This window comes from Amycolatopsis sp. FU40 (assembly GCF_021903635.1).
In the GTDB taxonomy this organism is placed as follows: Bacteria; Actinomycetota; Actinomycetes; order Mycobacteriales; family Pseudonocardiaceae; genus Amycolatopsis; species Amycolatopsis dendrobii.
This window is the reverse complement of sequence record NZ_CP091381.1, coordinates 6225426-6243205: the sequence shown is the minus strand read 5'-3', so window position 1 is coordinate 6243205 and position 17780 is coordinate 6225426. Positions and strand designations below refer to the sequence as shown.

The window sequence follows — 17780 nt, the reverse complement described above, 5'->3', positions numbered from 1 at the left end:
CCCACCGGGCAATTCGGGCGCGGAGCAGGGAGCGGGAAGTGTCAGCTGGCGGGGGAACCAAGGCGATCATCGCGGCGCTCGCCGCCAACGCCGGGATCGCGGTGGCCAAGTTCGTCGGCTTCCTGGTCACCGGGTCGTCGTCGATGCTGGCGGAGGCGGTGCACTCGCTGGCCGACACGTCGAACCAGGGGTTGCTGCTGCTCGGGCAGAAGACCTCGAAGCGGCGCGCCACCAAGGAGCATCCGTTCGGCTACGGCCGGGACCGGTACTTCTACTCGTTCATCGTCGCGCTCATGCTCTTCACCCTCGGCGCGGCGTTCGCGCTCTACGAGGGCATCCACAAGATCATCGAGCCGCAGCCGCTGGAGACGCCGGTCGTCGCGGTGGTCATTCTGGTCGTCGCGATCTGTCTCGAGGGCTACAGCTTCCTCACCGCGATGGGCGAATCGCGCAAGATCAAGGGCAACGCGAGCTGGTGGCGGTTCATCCGCCAGGCCAAGGAGCCCGAGCTGCCGGTGGTGCTGCTGGAGGACTCCGGCGCGCTGCTCGGCCTCGTGTTCGCGCTGCTCGGCGTCGGGCTTTCGGTGCTGACCGGAAACCCGGTGTTCGACGGCATCGGCACCGTCTTCATCGGGGTGCTGCTCGGCGTCATCGCGATCATCCTGATCGTCGAGATGAAGAGCCTGCTGATCGGCGAAGGTGCGACCGAAACCGATCTCGCGACCATTGTGGACGAGCTGGCCGCGGGCAAGGTCGAGCGCGTCATCCACATCCGCACCCAGTACCTCGGCCCGGACGAGCTGCTCGTCGCGGCGAAGCTCGCGCTCGTGCCCGGTCTCGACACCGCCGCGATCGCCGGTGCGATCGACGACGCCGAGGCCCGCGTGCGCGCGAAAGTCCCCGTCGCGACGCTGATTTACCTGGAGCCCGACCTCGACCGCGAGACGCGCTGACTGTCCGGACAGCTGGCGCCCAACTGACAGGCTAGGGTGGCGCCCGGTCCCCACGAAGGTCACCGCAGGAGGTCAACGTTGCCCGGCACTGGGTTGTGGCGCACTAAGTCAATCGAGCAGTCCATTTCGGACACCGATGAACCGGAGACGAAACTCCGCAGGAACCTGAGCGCTTGGGACCTCACGGTCTTCGGCGTCGCGGTGGTCATCGGCGCCGGCATCTTCACGCTCACCGCGCGCACCGCAGGGGACTTCGCCGGTCCTTCGGTGTCCGTCGCGTTCGTGATCGCGGCGATCGCCTGTGCGCTCGCCGCGTTGTGCTACGCCGAATTCGCTTCCACCGTCCCGGTCGCGGGCAGCGCGTACACGTTCTCCTACGCCACTTTCGGCGAGTTCATGGCGTGGATCATCGGCTGGGACCTGATCCTTGAGCTGGCCGTCGGCGCCGCCGCGGTCGCCAAGGGCTGGTCGTCTTATCTGCAGACGGTGCTGGAGTACATCTTCGGCAAGGGAACCAAGACGTCGATCGATCTCGGCGGCGGTTTCGGCATCGACTGGGGCGCGTTCATCGTCGTGGCCGCGCTGGTGACGCTGCTGGTGCTCGGCACGAAGCTGTCGTCGCGGTTCTCGATGGTGATCACCGGCATCAAGGTCGCCGTCGTGCTGTTCGTGGTCATCCTCGGCTTCTTCTACATCAAGTCGAGCAACTACACGCCCTTCGTTCCCGAGGGCAAGCCCGCCGGATCCGGGTCGAGCGGCGTCGACCAGTCGCTGTTCTCGCTCCTCGCCGGCGGCGGCAGCAGTTCCTTCGGCATCTTCGGCCTGCTGGCCGGCGCGTCGATCGTGTTCTTCGCGTTCATCGGATTCGACATCGTCGCGACCACCGCGGAGGAGACCCGCAACCCGCAGAAGGCCGTGCCGCGCGGCATTTTCGGCTCGCTGGCGATCGTGACCGTCCTGTACGTCGCGGTGTCGCTCGTGGTCGTCGGCATGGTGCCTTACACCGACCTGTCGACCTCGGCGGGCGACGGCAGCCACAAGACGCTCGCCACCGCGTTTTCCGCGAACGGCGTCGACTGGGCCGCGAACGTCATCTCCGTCGGGGCGCTGGCCGGGCTGACCACCGTCGTCATGGTCCTGATGCTCGGCCAGGTGCGGATCATCTTCGCGATGTCCCGCGACGGCCTCATGCCGCGTTCGCTGGCCAAGACGAGCGACCGCGGTACGCCGAAGCGCGCGACGCTCGTGGTCGGCGCACTGGTCGCGGCGGGCGCGACGTTCTTCCCGGCCGACAAGCTCGAGGAAATGGTCAACGTCGGCACGCTGTTCGCGTTCATCCTCGTGTCCGCGGGCGTGCTGGTGCTGCGCAAGACCCGCCCGGACCTGACGCGCGCGTTCCGCGTGCCGGGCGTGTGGGTCATCGCGCCGCTGGCGATCCTGGCGTGCCTGTGGCTGATGCTGAACCTGACCGTGCTGACCTGGCTGCGGTTCGTCGCCTGGATGGTGATCGGCGTGGTCATCTACTTCGCCTACAGCCGGCGGCATTCGCTGCTCGGGAAGCGGCAGTCGGGCGTTGAGCAGGGCGGGGCGGTTTCCGAACCCGCGCCGCCGGTCGCCGACTGACCCGCGCATCGTCGTTCCCGCGGCCCGCCGTCCACCTTGGACGGCGGGCCGTTTTCGTGCGGTCGGGGAACCGGTGGTCACGGATGCGCAACTCGCGGATCTCGGTTCGGGCGGCGACCCGGTCCCTACGGGAAAGGACTCGTGGCGGTGCGATACCCTCCGCGTCGTCTTCCCTCTGACGGGTTAATCACTCTCGGGTAATTCGCACGAACAGTGGTCGGGGTTCCTACGGAGGGTCGCAGTTCTCCGCGTGTGTTATCCCCCGTTCGGATTTTTCCCTGAGGAGTAACTCCATGCCCATCAGCACCAGATTGCGCGCCGGTTTCACGGTCGCCGCGGTGGCCGGACTCGCCCTGCTCGGCACCGCGACCTCGGCGCTCGCCTGCACCACCGACGACGACCGGGCGAAGCCGGTCGAGGGCAACGCGACCACCTGCGTCGAGGCGAAGGTGTCCGGCGACCTGCTCGGCGCGGGCGACCTCACCGTCACCGGCGGCACGCAGAAGGACAAATACCTGAACGTCACCGCGGTGGGCGAGGGCGTCACGGTCACCGCGATCGTGGTCAAGGGCGGGCCTGGCTACAACGTGTACGTGCCGGGCAAGCGCGGCATGTCGGCCACGCCGCCGTGGGAGAAGCTGCGCTCGCCGTTCAACCGCGGCGAGCAGCTGCCGACGATCAGCCACTGGTTCGCCTGCGGCACCAAGACCGCGCCGACCAAGCCGCCGGTTTCGGAGACGCCGACCACGACTCCGTCGCAGCCGACCTCGGAGGCGCCGACCACTTCGCCTGGTGCCTCGGCTACCTCCTCGGCTCCGGCTGGTGCGACGTCTGCGCCTGCCACGACCAGTGCTCCGGCTGTTGTTCCGGCCGGGAACGAGAACGGGACCGGGGGCGGTCTGGCCAACACCGGGTTCGACAACGCTTGGCTGTTCTGGGTTGGCGGGGTGTTGATCGTTGGCGGTGGCGCGTTGCTGGTGCTGCTGAAGGTGCGGCGTCGCGGGACTAACTGATCTCGCTCGGGGGCGGCTCGTCGCCCTGGCGGGCGACATTGCGCTTGGGGTTGGCCCCGCACCCCGAAGCTTGATTGTGCTGACGGTCGGTGGGTGCTTGTCAAGGCGGGAAAGATGCCTTGACAAGCACCCACCGACCGCAGGGAGGCTTCGTATCGGGGTGCGGGGGCGGTGTGGGTGCTTGGGTCCGCTGGGTGCGCTGGTGCCGGTTTTAGGGCTGAGGGAATCTGAGTTCCTGAGGGTGGCGCTTACTGCCCTGCCGGCGGAGCTAGCGGGGGCGGGGCAGGTCGCCGAACAGGGAGCCTTGTTCGCCTAGGGTTCTGGCGCGGCCGTTGGGGCGGCCTAGGCCTGCGGCCATCGCTACGGCGTTGTCCCACTCCGGGTCGGCCAGGTATTCAGTGTGTTTGAGGACTCCGGGGGCCCAGCGGCTGCGGCCGTCGGGGGCGCGCAGGGGATCGGGGACCCAGTGGTCGCCGCCGAGGATGAGAACTCCTGCGTCGTCCGGGGTGGTTTCCAGGGCTCCCCATTTGCCTTCGGGGAGGTAGCCCTCGCCCAGCAGGTGGCCGTTGCTCGTTTGGTGGCGCCAGGTGGTCACGCCGCCGCCGAAGATGTCGGTGCCTCGGCACAGTGCGCGCCAGCGGCCGTCCAATGCGGAGAACAAGTCGGCCAGCGAGTCCTGCGGCAGGACTGCGGGGAACGCGCGCTGGTAGCCCCACTGCAAGGGGGAGCCTGCGGTGAGAAGGCCGACTCGGTCGCGTTCGTCCTGGGGGAGTTCGGCGTTGAGTTGAGCCGCGGTGAGCACGGTGAGGATGCTGCCGAGGTTCAGGCCGGACAGCACGACTCGGGTGCCGGGTTCGGCTAAGTGTTCCTTCACTCGTGCTGCCAGTTCGGGGACGACCTTGAGCGCGTAGCAAGGGGGTACGCCGGGGTGGGCGGCGCGCGGCCAGAAAGAGACCAGGTCCGCGAGTGCGCCCAGGTGGCGGCTTCGTTGGGGGGAGCGGGCGGCGGAGTAGACCACTCGCAGCAGACCTGCGGCCAGCGCGCCCAGCGCGAATACGCCGATCGCCGAGACCGTGGTGAACCAGCCTGGTTGCAGGTTGAAGCCGAACCGCACGACTAACAGGGCGATCGCGCCGACGCAGAGGCCGAGGGCGACGATCACGGCCAGGTGGTGCAGGTGGCGGCGTTCCCAAGCCGAGCGTGCCCAGGCTCGGGCGGCGTCCTGTTCCTGTTGTTCGTCGTGTTCCATCAGTTCGACGATGGGCGGGACGCCGCGTCGGCGGCGGCGCAGGGGGACGGCGATGGCGTATCCGGCGATGGCGAGCAAGGCCATCAGGCCCAGTCCGCCGCCCCACAGAACGGTGACCAGGTCGTACGTCGTCGGCAGGGCCAGCTTCTCGGTGCGGAGCAGTTTTCGGACGGCGATCGCCAGTCCGGCGCCGAAACCGCCGCCGAGAAGGCCCGCGAGCGCGAGTACCGGGGCCGCTGCCCAGCCGCCGAGCCACGGGCGGAGCCGGCGCGGGCGGTCGCGCCAGGCTGGGCGGGCCAGCAGTGCCGACGGTATCAGCGCGAGCGCGAAGAGCAGGGTGACTACGAGCAGAGAGCCGCCGAGTCCTTCGACGGTGTTGTCGACACCGGGCAACCGGTTGTCGACTGGCGCGGCCAGCACGGTGGCGTAGATGACCAGCAGGGTCGCGAAGGTGATCAAGCTCCGGCGCGCGATGACTCCGGTGTCGCTGCCGATCGCGCCTCCGAGCAAAACCGCGAGGACCAGGGCGAGGGTGCAAATCCACGCGATCAATTGCGGGATTTTCGTGGGCACGTGGAATGGTCCGCCCAGCAAAAGCAGGGCGATGCAGGCGAGTGCGGCGACGGCGTGCGTCGCGGACATTCCGGGCGCTTCCGGATCGGCGCGCAACCGCATCGGGACGCCTTTGCGGCCGGGATGCTCGGGCTGGCGGACGCGCCAGTTCGTCGACGAGATCCGGTGCAGGGCGTAGACCAGCGCGAGAAGCACGGCGACGCCGGCGCCGATCCGCAGCGGTCCCTTGCGCAGTTCCGGGGTCACCCAGGTGAGACAGGCGCGTCCGGGAGCGAGGCATTGCGTCGCCACGAGGTCCAGCACCGCCGCCGCGACCTGGCTGACCAGCAGCATGGTGAGCAGCACCGAGGCGATCCGCAGCAGGCCGCGGCACAGGCCGCCGAGCCAGCGGCCGCGGTGGACCGGCGGCAGCATCCAGAACGCGACGTTGGCCAGCGAGAACGGGAACAGCAGCGCCCAGGCGGCCTTCGCGACGCCGCCGGACGTCATGCCGCTCCACAGGTAGCCTTCGACGGTGCGCGGGATCGACCGGCCGAGCGCGGGCACCACCGGACCGGGAGCCGGGCGCCGCAGCCGGTCGGCCGGGCGCACCACGCGGCCGAGTTCGTCGCCGGCGACGTCGACGGTCTGGACCGTGTCGAGGAGCGTCTCGCCGCTCGTGCCCACGAGTCCGGACACCCTCATTTCGACGATGCGGGTGTCAGGGCCGGGGAGCGGGGCGGGCACGGTGATTCTCTCCTCATCCGTTCGAGTCAGGGTCGAGCCGACAACGGTACTGTTCAGGTGCCATCAAACCTTGGAGGAACCGCACTATGACCCCCGAAAGCGTTGTCAAGCGGCACGACACCCGGGGCGGCATCGAATTCGCCGTCGCCGATCTCGAGGCCGCCGAGTTCGGCCGGAAGGAGATCCGGCTCGCCGAGCACGAGATGCCCGGCCTGATGGCGCTGCGTCGCGAATACGCTGAGGTTTACCCGTTGCGCGGGGCGCGAATCGCCGGGTCGCTGCACATGACCGTGCAGACCGCGGTGCTGATCGAGACGCTGGTGGCGCTCGGCGCGGAGGTGCGCTGGGCTTCGTGCAACATTTTCTCCACCCAGGACCACGCCGCGGCCGCGGTCGTCGTCGGACCGCACGGCACGCCCGAGGAGCCCAAGGGCGTCCCGGTGTTCGCGTGGAAGGGCGAAACGCTCGAGGAATACTGGTGGTGCACTGAGCGGATGCTCACGTGGGAGGGCGAAGGCCCGAACATGATCCTCGACGACGGCGGCGACGCCACCATGCTGGTGCACAAGGGCACCGAGTACGAGAAGGCGGGCGTGGTTCCGCCCGCCGACGACGAGGACCCCGAAGAGTGGAAGGTCTTCCTGGAGCTGCTGCGCGCGTCGGTCGCGGCGGACAAGGGCAAGTGGACCGCCATCGGGCAGAGCGTCAAGGGCGTCACCGAGGAGACCACCACCGGCGTGCTGCGGCTGTACCAGCTCGCGGCCGCGGGCGAGCTGCTGTTCCCGGCGATCAACGTCAACGACTCGGTGACGAAGTCGAAGTTCGACAACCGCTACGGCATCCGCCACTCGCTCATCGACGGCATCAACCGCGGCACCGACGTCCTGATCGGCGGCAAGGTCGCGGTGGTCTGCGGCTACGGCGACGTCGGCAAGGGCGCGGCGGAATCGCTGCGCGGCCAGGGCGCCCGGGTGATCATCACCGAGATCGACCCGATCTGCGCACTGCAGGCGATGATGGACGGCTACGAGGTCAAGCGCCTGGAGACGGTGCTGGACGAGGGCGACATCTACGTGACCACCACCGGCAACAAGAACGTGGTGATGGTCGAGCACATGGCGCGGATGAAGCACCAGGCGATTGTCGGCAACATCGGCCACTTCGACAACGAGCTCGACATGGCCGGCCTCGCCCGCTACCCCGGCGTGCGGCGCGTGAACATCAAGCCGCAGGTCGACGAGTGGGTCTTCCCGGACGGCAAGAGCATCCTGGTGCTGTCCGAGGGACGGCTGCTGAACCTCGGCAACGCGACCGGGCACCCGAGCTTCGTGATGTCGAACAGCTTCGCGAACCAGGTCATCGCGCAGGTCGAACTCTTCACGAAGACCGAGGAGTACGACAAGGAGGTCTACCGGCTTCCGAAGAAACTGGACGAGAAGGTCGCGCGGATTCACCTTGAGGCGCTGGGCGGCGAGCTGACGAAGCTGTCGAAGGAACAGGCGGAATACATCGACGTCGACGTCGAGGGCCCGTTCAAGTCGGAGCACTACCGTTACTGATCGCTGACGCTGAAGCCGCCCCGGAATTCGTTTCGGGGCGGCTTTGTCTGCAACGGAATAGTTTGAGCGCTTTGTTGCGGAGGGCGCGAGCGACTCTCGTCGGGTGGGCCACTGCGGTCAATGAGGCACTCGACTGGACCAGGGGCGAGTGGTGACCGGCAAATGTCGCTGAACTCCTGAATAGCTAACGTGGATACCGCATCGTCAGCACCGCCGTCGCCGGTCCGCCGATTCCGCGATAAACATGGTTCGTTTCTGCGATAAACGTATGCGTCCCCGCCGCGGAAACCGTCACCGGCGCGTCAGCCGGGCCCACCTCCGCCGTTCCGGTGAGCACGGTCAGCACCTCTCGCACCCCGGGGCTGTGCGGATGCGACACCTGAACCCGCTCGTGGATCGTCAGCCGGTACACCTCGGTCACGCCGTCGGGGTCCTCCCATCGGCCGAGGAGGGTCGCCGCGACGCTGTCGCCGTGTGCCTCGGCTACGCCGTCGTCGCCGAAGAGCAAGTCGCTCAACGGGATCGAGAGCGCGGTGGCGATGGCGAACAGTGTGTCCAGGGTCGGGTTGCGGCGTCCGTTTTCCAGCTCTGACAGCGTTCCCTTGCCGAGTCCGCTGTCGGCGGCGAGCGTGGTCAGGCCGACGCCCGCGCGGGTGCGCAGCGTCCGGATGCGGGTACCGACCGCCGCGGCGAGGGCGCGGCCGTCCGGGGCGGGTGACGTCGACATTGGGCCTAGTCTAGTGTTCTATTTACAGAACAGCTGGAGGTGTGCAGATGTCGGCAGTGCAAAACGTGCAGGACGCGCTCGACGCGGCGGGCGTCGAAGGCCGGGCGCGAACTCTCCCGCAGTCCACCCGGACGGCGGCGGAGGCGGCGGACGCGCTGGGCTGTCCGGTCGGCGCGATCGCGAACAGCCTGGTCTTCATGGCCGACGACGCCCCGTTGCTGGTCTTGACCAGCGGCGCGCACCGCGTGGACGTCGAAGCGCTCGCCGCGCGGCTCCACCGCGGCCGGATCCGCCGGGCCAAGCCGGACGAGGTGCGCGCGGCCACGGGGCAGGTGATCGGCGGGGTGTCGCCGGTCGGGCATCCGGCTCCGCTGGAGACCGTGGTCGACGAGGCATTGCGGCAGTACAGCGAGGTGTGGGCGGCGGCCGGTACGCCGAACGCCGTCTTTCCGACGACGTTCGACGAACTGGTGCGGATCACCAAGGGCACGCCGCAGCGGGTGGACGGGTAAACGGCTCTTCACGGTTCAGGGTGTTGAACTCGCCAATCTTGAGAGGCTTCTGGCGCGGCCGGATGGCTCGTGCGGAGTCGTTCGCCCCGGTCGTGTCTGGACTGCTCATGCGGCCTCGGCCGGAAGGGCGGGGCCGAGGAGGAGCCCGCCGTCGACGACGTACTCCGACCCCGTGACGAACGACGCGTCCGATGACGTGAGGAACAGGAGAAGCCGGGTGACGTCGGCAGGCTCCCCGAGCCGGGGCACGGCGAACGGCTCGGGCGAGTAGAAGTCGGCGATCGCCGCGGTGGCGCCTGCCGCTGGTTCGTGGATGAAGGGGGTCGAGATCACGCCGGGGTGGATGGTGTTCACGCGGATGCGGTCGCGGCCGAGTTCGAGTGCTGCCGTTCGGGTGAGGCCCCGCACGGCCCACTTGCTGGCGACGTACGGCGCGTAGTGCGCCGTGCCGCCGAGGCCCATGATCGAGGCGACATTGACGATGGCTCCTCCCGCTGCGCGGCGCAAAGCGGGGGTCGCGATCTTGATCCCGAGGAAGATCCCGGTGAGATTGACGTCGAGGATGCGCGCCCACGTCGCTTGGTCCGTGTTCTCGATTGTGGCCGGCGGATTCTGCACGCCCGCGTTGTTGACGAGCACGTTCAAGGCGCCGAAGGCGCTTTCGGCGGCTAGCACGGCGGCAGACCACGAACTCTCGTCGGTTACGTCAAGGCGGGTGAAGAGGGCGCGGGGTCCGAGTTCGTCGGCGAGAGCGGTGCCGCGTTGTGTGTCGATGCCGCCGATCACCACGTTCGCTCCCTCCGCGTGAAAGGCGCGTACGTGGCTCGAGCCTTGGCCGCCGGCTCCACCGGTCACGAGCACGGTCTGGTTGTCGAAGCGGGACATCGGATGGTCCTTCGGCGCAGGGGTGGTGAGTCGGTCGACTCACCACTCTGAAGCTAGGCCGCCCGCAGTGGTGAGTCAAGCCACTCGCCTCGTATGCTCGGCCCATGAACAAGGTCGTGCCGACGTATCACCAGCGCGTCGCCGAGGAAAAGCGCGCGCTGATCGTGGCGGCCGCGACCGCGCTGTTTCTCGAACTGGGCTACGACCGGACGTCGCTGGCGAAGATCGCGGAGTGCTCGGGCGTTTCGCGGGCCACCTTGTTCAAGCAGTTTCCGAGCAAAGCCGCGCTGTTCGACGCCATCGTGACCGAGTCATGGTCGACCGCTGACGAGGAGGATCCGCCGCCCGCGGGCAACGTCGTCGACGGGCTCAGCGTCATCGGCCGCCGGTACGCCCAGTTGCTGGGCCGGGCCCAGATGACCGACCTGTTCCGGATCGTCATCGCGGAGCTGCCGCGATTCCCTGAGCTGGCCCATGCGCAGTTTTCGCGCGGCAAGATGCCCTGCTTCGAGTCCGTGCGCAGCTATCTGCTGGCTGAGCACGAGGCGGGAACGGTGCGGATCGAGGACGCGGACCTCGCCGCCACCCAGTTCCTGGGCATGATCTCCAACTACGTCTTCTGGCCGGCACTTCTGGTGCCGGACTGGGAAGTGAGCGCCGAACGCGTCGCTCAGGTAGTCGACGAGGCCGTCCGCACCACCGCCGCCCGGTACGCGGTGAATGGACCGGGCGCGTCCGCCGGCGATTGAGTCAGTTCCATTCCACCGCGATGCCGGCCAGCCCTGGTCCGGTGTCGCGGAAATACCCGCTCGTCACTCCGCCGGTGTCGCACGGCAATTCCTCCGCCTCGACCGGCAGGGCGTCGTCGCGGGCGCGAACCTCGCGGGTGATCCGGGCGGGCATCGCGGTCGGCGCGAACTGCAGTTGCAGCAGATAGCTCGCGCATTGGTCGCGCAGCATCCGGTAGTACCCGGGGAACGTCACGGCGGAATTGTCGTGGATTTCGAAGCAGAAAACGTGGATCTCGCCCTCGGCGAGCTTCCGGTCGAAAAGCAGCTCCGTCGCCATCGTCTCGCGCGCCGGATGCCTGCGGATCCGCCCGACGCGGCAGCCTTCCGCGGTGATCAGTTCGACGTCGTCGATCCGGCAGCCGGGGTCGCCGTTGTAGACCGCGACGTACCGGTCCGGTCCGTGCCGCCGCGCGCGGGTGACCAGCCGGGTCCGGAATTTCACCTGATGTTTTTGTTCGTCGATGGTGATCTGGTCGTGCACCGACAGCATTTCCAGGTCGGAGTTCGACTGCCGGGACGTCGGCGGCGCGCCGAGGTCGCTCATCAGCTGTTCGACGATCGCGCCCATCTCGCCCGAGCGCAGGTCGTGGAACGACGCCGCGGCCTGGTGCCCGCGCGGACGGGCCGTGCGCGGGCCGATCAGCACCACGAGCGAGTCCGCGGGCAGTTGCAGCACTGACTCCAGCGCGCGGACCGCGGGCAGCGCCTTCGGCACCTCCGGCTGGCGCAGTCCGCGCTGCCAGTAGCTCAGCGTCGACTGTCCGATGTGGACGCCGCGGAGCGCGAGATGCGCCCGCAGCCGGGCGAGCGACAGGCCGCGATGCGCGATCGCGAGCCGCAGCGCCTGATGGAATTCTCCGGATCGCAGTGCTTCGCCGAGCTCGGGCGGCAGTTCACTCGCGCCGCGCCGGCCAGGTTCCATGATCAGTGGGCCATCCCCGTCTCGTGCCACCGCTGTCCCTTCAACGCCGCCCGTGCGCTGGGCGTGAATGCCGCGGAACGTTCACGTTAGCAGCGCGCGGTCACGGGTCCGGCCCCCGTTTGGTGTGCTTGGCCACGGAAGGGTAACCGTTCCGTGTTCCACCGCCGACCCGGAACACCCTCGTTGCCGGACGGGCATCTTGCTCGGAGTGATCGACCAGTTCACCGTTGTGACCACCACTGGCCACGTCTAGGCGGGAGGTGCGTCGTGGGTACAGGGAAACCGAATCACGTGGAGAGCACTGCCGGGCGGGTCCGGCGGTCCTCGACCACTTGCCGAAGGCACGTCGGACGCTTGCTGCTCCTCACGGCGTTCACGGGCCTGGCGTTGCCGGTGTCGGCTCCGGGCGCGGGCGCGGCGCAGCCCGCTGACACCGGCAACGCCCACCTTACGGCGGCACCTCGCAGCGAGGTGGTGCCGAGGGACGGCGGCCAGAGCACGCCCGCGCAGCCGCACGGCGACGACTGGATTCCGCTGCTCTGCCTCGCCGGGCTGCTGGTCGCGGTGCCGGTGGGCTACTTCGGCTACGTCCGAGCGCGCCGCGAGACGGCCTGAGCGCGCCACCAAGTATCTTCGACGGCGTGGGGCGACTGGTCGTAATCGAAGGTCTGGACGGCGCGGGCAAGCGGACGCTGTCCGAGGGGCTGACTGCTGCGCTGGAAGACGCCGGCGCGAGCGTCGGCAGTCTCGCCTTCCCGCGTTACGGCCGCAGCGTGCACGCCGATCTGGTGCGGGAAGCGCTGCATCGCGGGCACGGCGATCTCGCCGACTCGGTGTACGGGATGGCACTGCTCTACGCCCTCGACCGCAGCGGTGCGGCCGACGAGATCCGCGCGCTGCTCGCGGCCAACGACGTGGTCCTGCTGGATCGTTACGTCGCTTCGAACGCCGCGTACGCCGCCGCGCGCCTGCGCGAGCACGCGGACGGCGCTGTGGTGCAGTGGGTTTGGGACCTCGAGGTGACGCGGTTCGGCTTGCCGCGGCCGGACGCGCATCTGTTGCTGCGGGTGAGCCCGGAGGTCGCTGCCGAGCGGGCAGTGCGCCGCGCGGAATCGGACGCGGCGCGGGCGCGGGACGCCTTCGAGTCGGACGATTCGCTGCAGCAGCGTTGTGCCGAGGTGTACGACGAACTGGCCGCGGCTTCGTGGCTCGCGCCGTGGCATGTGCTGGACGGCGTGGCTGGCGTTGATTTGCCGACGTTGGCGAAATCCCTGCTCGCTTAGCCCAGGGCCGCGGTCGCGGTGCGCAATTCGCTGAGTGCGTCGACCGCGAGCGCGCCGAATTCCCGCCGGTTGCCTGCTTCGACCCAGTGGTGGAAAGCCGTCCCGAACGCGAGGCAGCCCAATTCCGCCGCGACGCGTGCGGTCGGCTCGCTGACTCCGCGCGCGGCGAGTGCGTCGTGCATGGCCTGGACCATCTTGGTGCGCTTCAGCAATTCGCGTTCGAGCAGTTCGCTGTTCGCCGCCACGACCGGCTGTCGCGCCCGGGCCTGAGCCAGCCGCTCGCCGGTGAAAATCCCCGCCACGGCATCCAATGCCCTGCCGATCGCTTCGAGCGGCGTCGCGCCCGCTGGCGCCCCGGCAATGCCCTCGGAGAACAGCCGGGTCAGTTCCTCCTGCCCGCCGAACAGCACTTCGCGCTTGTCGGCGAAATAGCGGAAGAAGGTCCGTTTCGTGAGCCCGGCGCGTTCGGCGATTTCGGCGACCGTGGTCAGGTCGTAGCCGCGTTCGGTGAACAGGTCGAGCGCGGCCTTCTCCAGGCGTTGGCGTGCGTTCGGTTCCCAGCGGCCCATGCCGTCCAGTCTAGGTGATGACACCGGATGACATCAGGCGTACGGTGATGGCACTAGGTGTCATCAACTGTGGAAGGACAGCCCATGCGGGTTTTCGTCACCGGGGCCAGCGGCCACGTCGGCTCGGCCCTCGTTCCCGAACTGCTCTCCGCCGGACACGAGGTGGTCGGGCTCGCCCGGTCGGACGCCTCCGCCGCGGCGCTCGCCGAACGCGGCGCACGGGTACGGCGCGGCGACCTCGACGATCTCGACGGCCTGCGCGCGGCGGCCGCCGAGGCGGACGGAGTCGTGCACTTGGCGTTCAAGCACGACCTGATGGCCAGCGGCGAGTTCGCCAGCGCGGTCGACGCGGACCTCTCCGCGCTCGAAGCGCTCGGCGAAGCCCTCGCCGGCACCGGCAAGCCACTGGTCTCGACCTCCGGAACCCTGATGTTCGCCGGACTTGGCCGCGCCGGCACCGAGGACGACCGGCTCCCCGGCGGCCCGCGCGTGGACGCGGAGAACTATGTGCTCGGGCTCGCTGACCGCGGTGTCCGGTCGTCAGTCGTGCGGCTGCCGCCGTCCGTGCACAGTTCGCTCGACAAGCACGGCTTCGTCCCGACCATGATCCGTTTCGCCCGCGCGGCCGGTGTTTCGCCGTACGTCGGCGAGGGCGCCAACCGCTGGTCCGCCGGCCACACGCTCGACGCGGCCCGGCTCTACCGGCTGGCGCTGGAGAAGGCTCCGGCCGGGGCCATGCTGCACGCCGTCGGCGACGAAGCCGTCTCGCTTCGGCAGATCGCCGAGACGATCGGTGCGCGGCTCGGTGTCCCGGCGAAGTCCATCGCACCGGAAGAGGCCGCGGCGCACTTCGCGTTTCTGGCGCCGATGGTGCAGTCGGACGCGCCGACGTCCGCCGCACGCACGCGTGAACTCCTCGGCTGGCAGCCGGAACACCCTGGCCTGCTTGAAGACCTGGCTGAAGAGCACTACTTCGCTACGGCGTGAACCTCGCCGGGGCGAACAGCGAGATCGGGTGCCGCGTCGCGCCGTCCACCACCAGGTCGGCGAGGATTTCCCCGACCACCGGCACGAATTTGAACCCGTGCCCGGAAAACCCGCACGCCACCACTGCGCGCGGATGCTTCGGATGCGGGGCGATCACGAAGTGCTTGTCCGGGGTGTTCGTGTAAAGGCAGGTCGCCGCGCGGCGGAAGGCCGCCGGGAGCGCCGGGATCCGGGAGCCGACGACGTCCGCGACCGCGCGTACCTCGTCGTCGTGGATCCGCCGGTCGATCGTGTCGGCGGTGCACGGCGTGCCGCCGAGGTGCACGGCGACTTTGACGCCTTGTGCGGTGTGCGCGGGAAAACCTTAGAACTGGCCGCCTTCAGCGGTTTCCCAAAGGTAGACGGGATGATCGACGAACGGCCGGACGTCCGCTGGTTCGAACCAGTACTGGACCTGGCGGCGCACCTCGAAGTCGACGCCAAGGTCCGCGAGCAGCACGGGCGCCCACGCGCCGGGGCACAGCACGAGCCGCTCGGCGGTGTAGTAGCTCGAAGCGGTGCCGACGCGCACGCCGGTTTCCGTGCTGGTCCACGTGAATACCTGCTCCTCGTGGTGCAGTTCGGCGCCGTGGCGCGCGGCGAGTTGCAGGTGTGCGGCGACGCTTCCCTCGGGTGACACGAAACCGGCGCCCGGTTCCCACAGCGCCACCTCGTCCTCGGCCGGGGTGATGGTGGGGAACCGGTGCCGGATCTCGGCCGCGTCCAGGATTTCGTGCGGAATGTCGAACTTCTCCGCGGAAAGCGTGCTGCCCGCGATCGTGCGCGACTCCGGCGGCCCGCCCATCACCGCGCCGCAGCGGGTGAACAGCGACCGTCCGGAGTCGCGTTCGAGTTCGTCCCACATCTCGTGCGCGCGCAGCAGCAGCGGTACGTAATCCGGACCTTCGAGATACGCCTGCCGCGTGATCCGCGAACCGCCGTGGCTCGAACCGAGGTTGTGCACCGGCGCGAACTGGTCGATCCCGAGCACCTTCTGGCCCCGTCGCGCCAGCCGGTACGCGGCGGCGCTGCCCATGCCGCCGAGACCGATCACGATCACGTCGTAGTGCGTCATTCGCTGCTCCTCAACGGCTCCGCGGCCACTTTCGCCGAGAGCCGTTTCCCGAAGTGCTCGATTTCCACTGGCGTCCGCGGCCGGGCGTCCTCGACGGGAAGCCAGGCATAGGCCAGGTTTTTGTCGACGGTGTAGCCATGCGCGCCGCTCGTGACGTATCCCGCCGGACGGCCGTCGACGTACACCGGCTCCCGGCCCCGCAGCATCGAATGCGCGTTGTCGACGGTCAAGCACGCCAGTTTCCGCCGGACGGTCGAGGGGGAACGGTGGAGAAGCGTGTCGCGGCCGAGGAAGTAGCCCTTGTCCATCCGCACCGCGAAGCCGAGGCCCGCTTCGTACGGATCGTGCTCGGTGGTCACGTCGATGCCGCAGGTTCGGTGCCCTTCCTCCATCCGGAGGCTGCGCAGCGCGTCCTCGCCGGCCGCGACGATCCCGTACGGTCGCCCGGCCGACCAGAGCGCGTCCCACAGCGACCGGCCGAGATCCGCGCCGGTGTGCAGTTCCCAGCCGGGTTCGCCCACGTCAGACACGCGCAGCACGGTGACCGGCACGTCGCCGACGTACGTCCGCCACGCCCGGGAGTCCGATGTGGACAGTTCGGGCAGCACCTGTTCGGCGAGCGGCCCCCACAAGCCGAGGCAGCAGGTGCCGCCGGTGGTTTCGCGCAGCTGGACCGAGCCGTCGCCGGGCAGATGACGGCGCAGCCAGGCGACGTCCCGATGATGGTGCGCGGCGACGTGGAACTGCTCCACGCCGAGCCGGGCGACGGTCAGCTCGCTGCGGATCCCGCCGTCTTCGCCGAGCAGCAACGTGGTGGTGACCGACCCGGACGGCCGGTCGAGCTGGTTCGTCGTCATCGTCTGCAGGAACGGCAGCGCGCCGCGGCCGGTGATCTCCAGCCGTCGCCGCGTGGTCAGGTCGAACAGCGCCACCCGGCTTCGAGCCGCGACGGCCTCCGCGCGTCCTCCCGCGGGGTACCGCTGCGGTCGTGCCCAGCCGTCTTCCTCGCGAAACTCCGCGCCCAGCGCGACTTCGCGCTCGTAACAGGGCGTGGTCCGCAGCAGTTCCGTCACCGGTCGCTGATGGCCCGCCGCCGCCAAACTCCGCTCCCGCACGCGGCCGGGTGCGAGCTGCAGCCGGTCGAACCGGGCGAGGTCGACGGAGTGCAGGTCGAGATGCGCTTGCCCCTCGATGAGCCAGCGTGTCAGCTCTCGCGCGACCCCGGCGGACCACGCGCAGTCCACCGCTTCGGCGACCCAGAACCCGTCGAGGTCCGGATGTTCGCCCAGCAGCGGCAACCCGTCCGGCGTCCCCGGGACCAGCTGCCGGACGCCCTCCTCGACCTTCGCGTCGGCGAGCGCGGGCACCAATCCGAGCGCGGCCGTCCACGACTCCTCGAAGCCCGCCGGAGCGAACGCGGCGTCGGTTTCGACCGGGCCCAGTGCGCTGATGCCCAGCCGGTCGACGTGCTCCCGCAGCGACAGCCCGGCTCCGCGCAGGATCGGTTTGTCCGCCTCGGTGAAGTGGTCGTTGTCCCCGGCGAGCTGCGCCAACGGCGTGGTGCGTGCGTGGTCGACGGCGATCGGCACCACCGGGACGGCGAGATCGACCAGCCGGCCGAACTGCGGTCCGCGCACTCCGGCGCACGAGACGATCACATCGGCGCGGAACCGATCGGTCGCGGTCGCCACCGCGGTCACCCGGCCCGCCGTGCGCACGATCTCGACAATCTCTTGTCCGGTAAGGAATCTCGCGCCCCGCTCCTTCGCGCGGCGCGCCTGGGCGAGCGCCGCGCGGATCGGTTTGACGAGCCCGTCGCCGGGAATGTGCAGGCCGCCGAACACCTTCGCGGAGTCGAGCAGCGGGTGCAGCTGGGCGCATTCGCCCGGTTCGCGCAGATAGCCGCGCACGCCGGACGACGTCGCCCAGCCAAGCCGTTGCCGCAGCCGGGAAAGCTGCTCGGGCGTGGTCGCGAGTTCCAGGCTCCCGACCGGCTGGAAACACCAGCCGCCGTCGACGGTCAGCCCGCTGTACTTCTCCGCGGTGTACTTGGCGAACTCGGACGCCGTGCGGTCGGCGTGCGTGCGGAAGAGCAGCCCCGGTCCGGCCGAAGCGATCGCCGGTTCCGGTTCCAGGACGGTGACGTCCGTCCAGCCGCGTTCGGTCAGCTCGTCGGCGACCGCGCAGCCGAGGAGCCCGGCGCCGAGCACAACCACCCGCGGTCGCACTGCCATCGCGAGGTACCTCCTGCCTGCCGGCCGTCGCGACGGCCCGGCTCGGGACGAGACAGGCAT

General features: G+C 69.3%; 15 protein-coding genes and 1 pseudogene. 9 read left to right on the top strand and 7 right to left on the bottom strand.

Going from position 1 to position 17780, the window contains the following annotated elements:
• The first annotated feature begins 38 nt into the window (after positions 1–38).
• From L3Q65_RS29195 to L3Q65_RS29185, 3 genes are all read left to right on the top strand, one after another.
• Entirely contained in the window at positions 39–953 is a 915-nt protein-coding gene (locus L3Q65_RS29195; protein ID WP_182889982.1) for a cation diffusion facilitator family transporter, read from the top strand.
• Between the two features lie 78 nt (positions 954–1031).
• Entirely contained in the window at positions 1032–2576 is a 1545-nt protein-coding gene (locus L3Q65_RS29190; protein WP_182889983.1) for an amino acid permease, read from the top strand.
• 293 nt (positions 2577–2869) lie between these two features.
• Complete coding sequence (locus L3Q65_RS29185) at positions 2870–3589, top strand: LPXTG cell wall anchor domain-containing protein (protein WP_182889984.1); 720 nt, start codon at positions 2870–2872, stop codon at positions 3587–3589.
• A gap of 268 nt (positions 3590–3857) precedes the next feature.
• On the opposite strand, the gene L3Q65_RS29180 is transcribed toward L3Q65_RS29185, so the two are convergent.
• Positions 3858–6095, bottom strand: a complete 2238-nt coding sequence (locus L3Q65_RS29180; protein ID WP_182890261.1) for a hypothetical protein — start codon at positions 6093–6095, stop codon at positions 3858–3860.
• 128 nt (positions 6096–6223) lie between these two features.
• Between L3Q65_RS29180 and ahcY the strand changes: the two genes are divergently transcribed.
• A complete protein-coding gene (gene ahcY / locus L3Q65_RS29175) occupies positions 6224–7696 on the top strand; it encodes an adenosylhomocysteinase (protein ID WP_182889985.1) in 1473 nt (490 codons plus the stop codon).
• 184 nt (positions 7697–7880) lie between these two features.
• Here the strand turns inward: ahcY and L3Q65_RS29170 are convergent, their stop codons facing one another.
• A complete protein-coding gene (locus L3Q65_RS29170; RefSeq protein ID WP_182889986.1) occupies positions 7881–8423 on the bottom strand; it encodes a helix-turn-helix domain-containing protein in 543 nt (180 codons plus the stop codon).
• A gap of 47 nt (positions 8424–8470) precedes the next feature.
• On the opposite strand from L3Q65_RS29170, the gene L3Q65_RS29165 reads away from it, so the two are divergent.
• The gene (locus tag L3Q65_RS29165; protein ID WP_182889987.1) at positions 8471–8935 is read left to right on the top strand and encodes a YbaK/EbsC family protein; all 465 of its coding nucleotides are present in this window, start codon (positions 8471–8473) and stop codon (positions 8933–8935) included.
• Positions 8936–9040: 105 nt separating this feature from the next.
• Here L3Q65_RS29165 and L3Q65_RS29160 read toward each other — a convergent pair whose 3' ends face one another.
• A complete protein-coding gene (locus L3Q65_RS29160) occupies positions 9041–9820 on the bottom strand; it encodes a glucose 1-dehydrogenase (protein ID WP_182889988.1) in 780 nt (259 codons plus the stop codon).
• A 104-nt stretch (positions 9821–9924) separates the two neighbouring features.
• Here L3Q65_RS29160 and L3Q65_RS29155 point away from each other — a divergent pair, with 104 nt between their 5' ends.
• Positions 9925–10569: a TetR/AcrR family transcriptional regulator gene (locus L3Q65_RS29155; protein WP_182889989.1), complete on the top strand. Its 645-nt coding sequence runs from the start codon at positions 9925–9927 to the stop codon at positions 10567–10569.
• A gap of 1 nt (position 10570) precedes the next feature.
• Here L3Q65_RS29155 and L3Q65_RS29150 read toward each other — a convergent pair whose 3' ends face one another.
• On the bottom strand, positions 10571–11533 hold the full coding sequence (locus L3Q65_RS29150; RefSeq protein ID WP_220506772.1) for a hypothetical protein: 963 nt from the start codon (positions 11531–11533) through the stop codon (positions 10571–10573).
• A gap of 354 nt (positions 11534–11887) precedes the next feature.
• On the opposite strand from L3Q65_RS29150, the gene L3Q65_RS29145 reads away from it, so the two are divergent.
• Positions 11888–12148, top strand: coding sequence for a hypothetical protein (locus L3Q65_RS29145; protein WP_237597180.1), 261 nt, complete (start codon positions 11888–11890; stop codon positions 12146–12148).
• Between the two features lie 26 nt (positions 12149–12174).
• Positions 12175–12816: a dTMP kinase gene (locus tag L3Q65_RS29140; RefSeq protein ID WP_182889992.1), complete on the top strand. Its 642-nt coding sequence runs from the start codon at positions 12175–12177 to the stop codon at positions 12814–12816.
• Here the strand turns inward: L3Q65_RS29140 and L3Q65_RS29135 are convergent.
• Positions 12813–13385 (bottom strand): TetR family transcriptional regulator, encoded by a 573-nt coding sequence (locus tag L3Q65_RS29135; RefSeq protein ID WP_237597179.1) that lies wholly within the window; start codon positions 13383–13385, stop codon positions 12813–12815. The genes L3Q65_RS29140 and L3Q65_RS29135 overlap by 4 nt on opposite strands.
• A gap of 84 nt (positions 13386–13469) precedes the next feature.
• On the opposite strand from L3Q65_RS29135, the gene L3Q65_RS29130 reads away from it, so the two are divergent.
• A complete protein-coding gene (locus L3Q65_RS29130; RefSeq protein WP_237597178.1) occupies positions 13470–14372 on the top strand; it encodes an SDR family oxidoreductase in 903 nt (300 codons plus the stop codon).
• Here the strand turns inward: L3Q65_RS29130 and solA are convergent.
• Both solA and L3Q65_RS29120 read right to left on the bottom strand, forming a co-directional pair.
• A pseudogene (gene solA / locus L3Q65_RS29125) lies at positions 14362–15447 on the bottom strand (N-methyl-L-tryptophan oxidase). The gene L3Q65_RS29130 and the pseudogene solA overlap by 11 nt on opposite strands.
• A gap of 35 nt (positions 15448–15482) precedes the next feature.
• Complete coding sequence (locus L3Q65_RS29120; protein WP_237597177.1) at positions 15483–17720, bottom strand: FAD-dependent oxidoreductase; 2238 nt, start codon at positions 17718–17720, stop codon at positions 15483–15485.
• Positions 17721–17780: the final 60 nt, after the last annotated feature.

Excerpts from the sequence above, each read along its gene's own strand:
- L3Q65_RS29120 (WP_237597177.1), bottom strand. The coding sequence starts at position 17,720 with ATGGCAGTGCGACCGCGGGTGGTTGTGCTCGGCGCCGGGCTCCTCGGC.
- ahcY (WP_182889985.1), top strand. The coding sequence starts at position 6,224 with ATGACCCCCGAAAGCGTTGTCAAGCGGCACGACACCCGGGGCGGCATC.
- L3Q65_RS29150 (WP_220506772.1), bottom strand. The coding sequence starts at position 11,533 with ATGGAACCTGGCCGGCGCGGCGCGAGTGAACTGCCGCCCGAGCTCGGC.
- L3Q65_RS29130 (WP_237597178.1), top strand. The coding sequence starts at position 13,470 with ATGCGGGTTTTCGTCACCGGGGCCAGCGGCCACGTCGGCTCGGCCCTC.
- L3Q65_RS29180 (WP_182890261.1), bottom strand. The coding sequence starts at position 6,095 with ATGAGGGTGTCCGGACTCGTGGGCACGAGCGGCGAGACGCTCCTCGAC.
- L3Q65_RS29165 (WP_182889987.1), top strand. The coding sequence starts at position 8,471 with ATGTCGGCAGTGCAAAACGTGCAGGACGCGCTCGACGCGGCGGGCGTC.
- L3Q65_RS29155 (WP_182889989.1), top strand. The coding sequence starts at position 9,925 with ATGAACAAGGTCGTGCCGACGTATCACCAGCGCGTCGCCGAGGAAAAG.
- L3Q65_RS29135 (WP_237597179.1), bottom strand. The coding sequence starts at position 13,385 with ATGGGCCGCTGGGAACCGAACGCACGCCAACGCCTGGAGAAGGCCGCG.
- L3Q65_RS29160 (WP_182889988.1), bottom strand. The coding sequence starts at position 9,820 with ATGTCCCGCTTCGACAACCAGACCGTGCTCGTGACCGGTGGAGCCGGC.
- L3Q65_RS29170 (WP_182889986.1), bottom strand. The coding sequence starts at position 8,423 with ATGTCGACGTCACCCGCCCCGGACGGCCGCGCCCTCGCCGCGGCGGTC.
- L3Q65_RS29185 (WP_182889984.1), top strand. The coding sequence starts at position 2,870 with ATGCCCATCAGCACCAGATTGCGCGCCGGTTTCACGGTCGCCGCGGTG.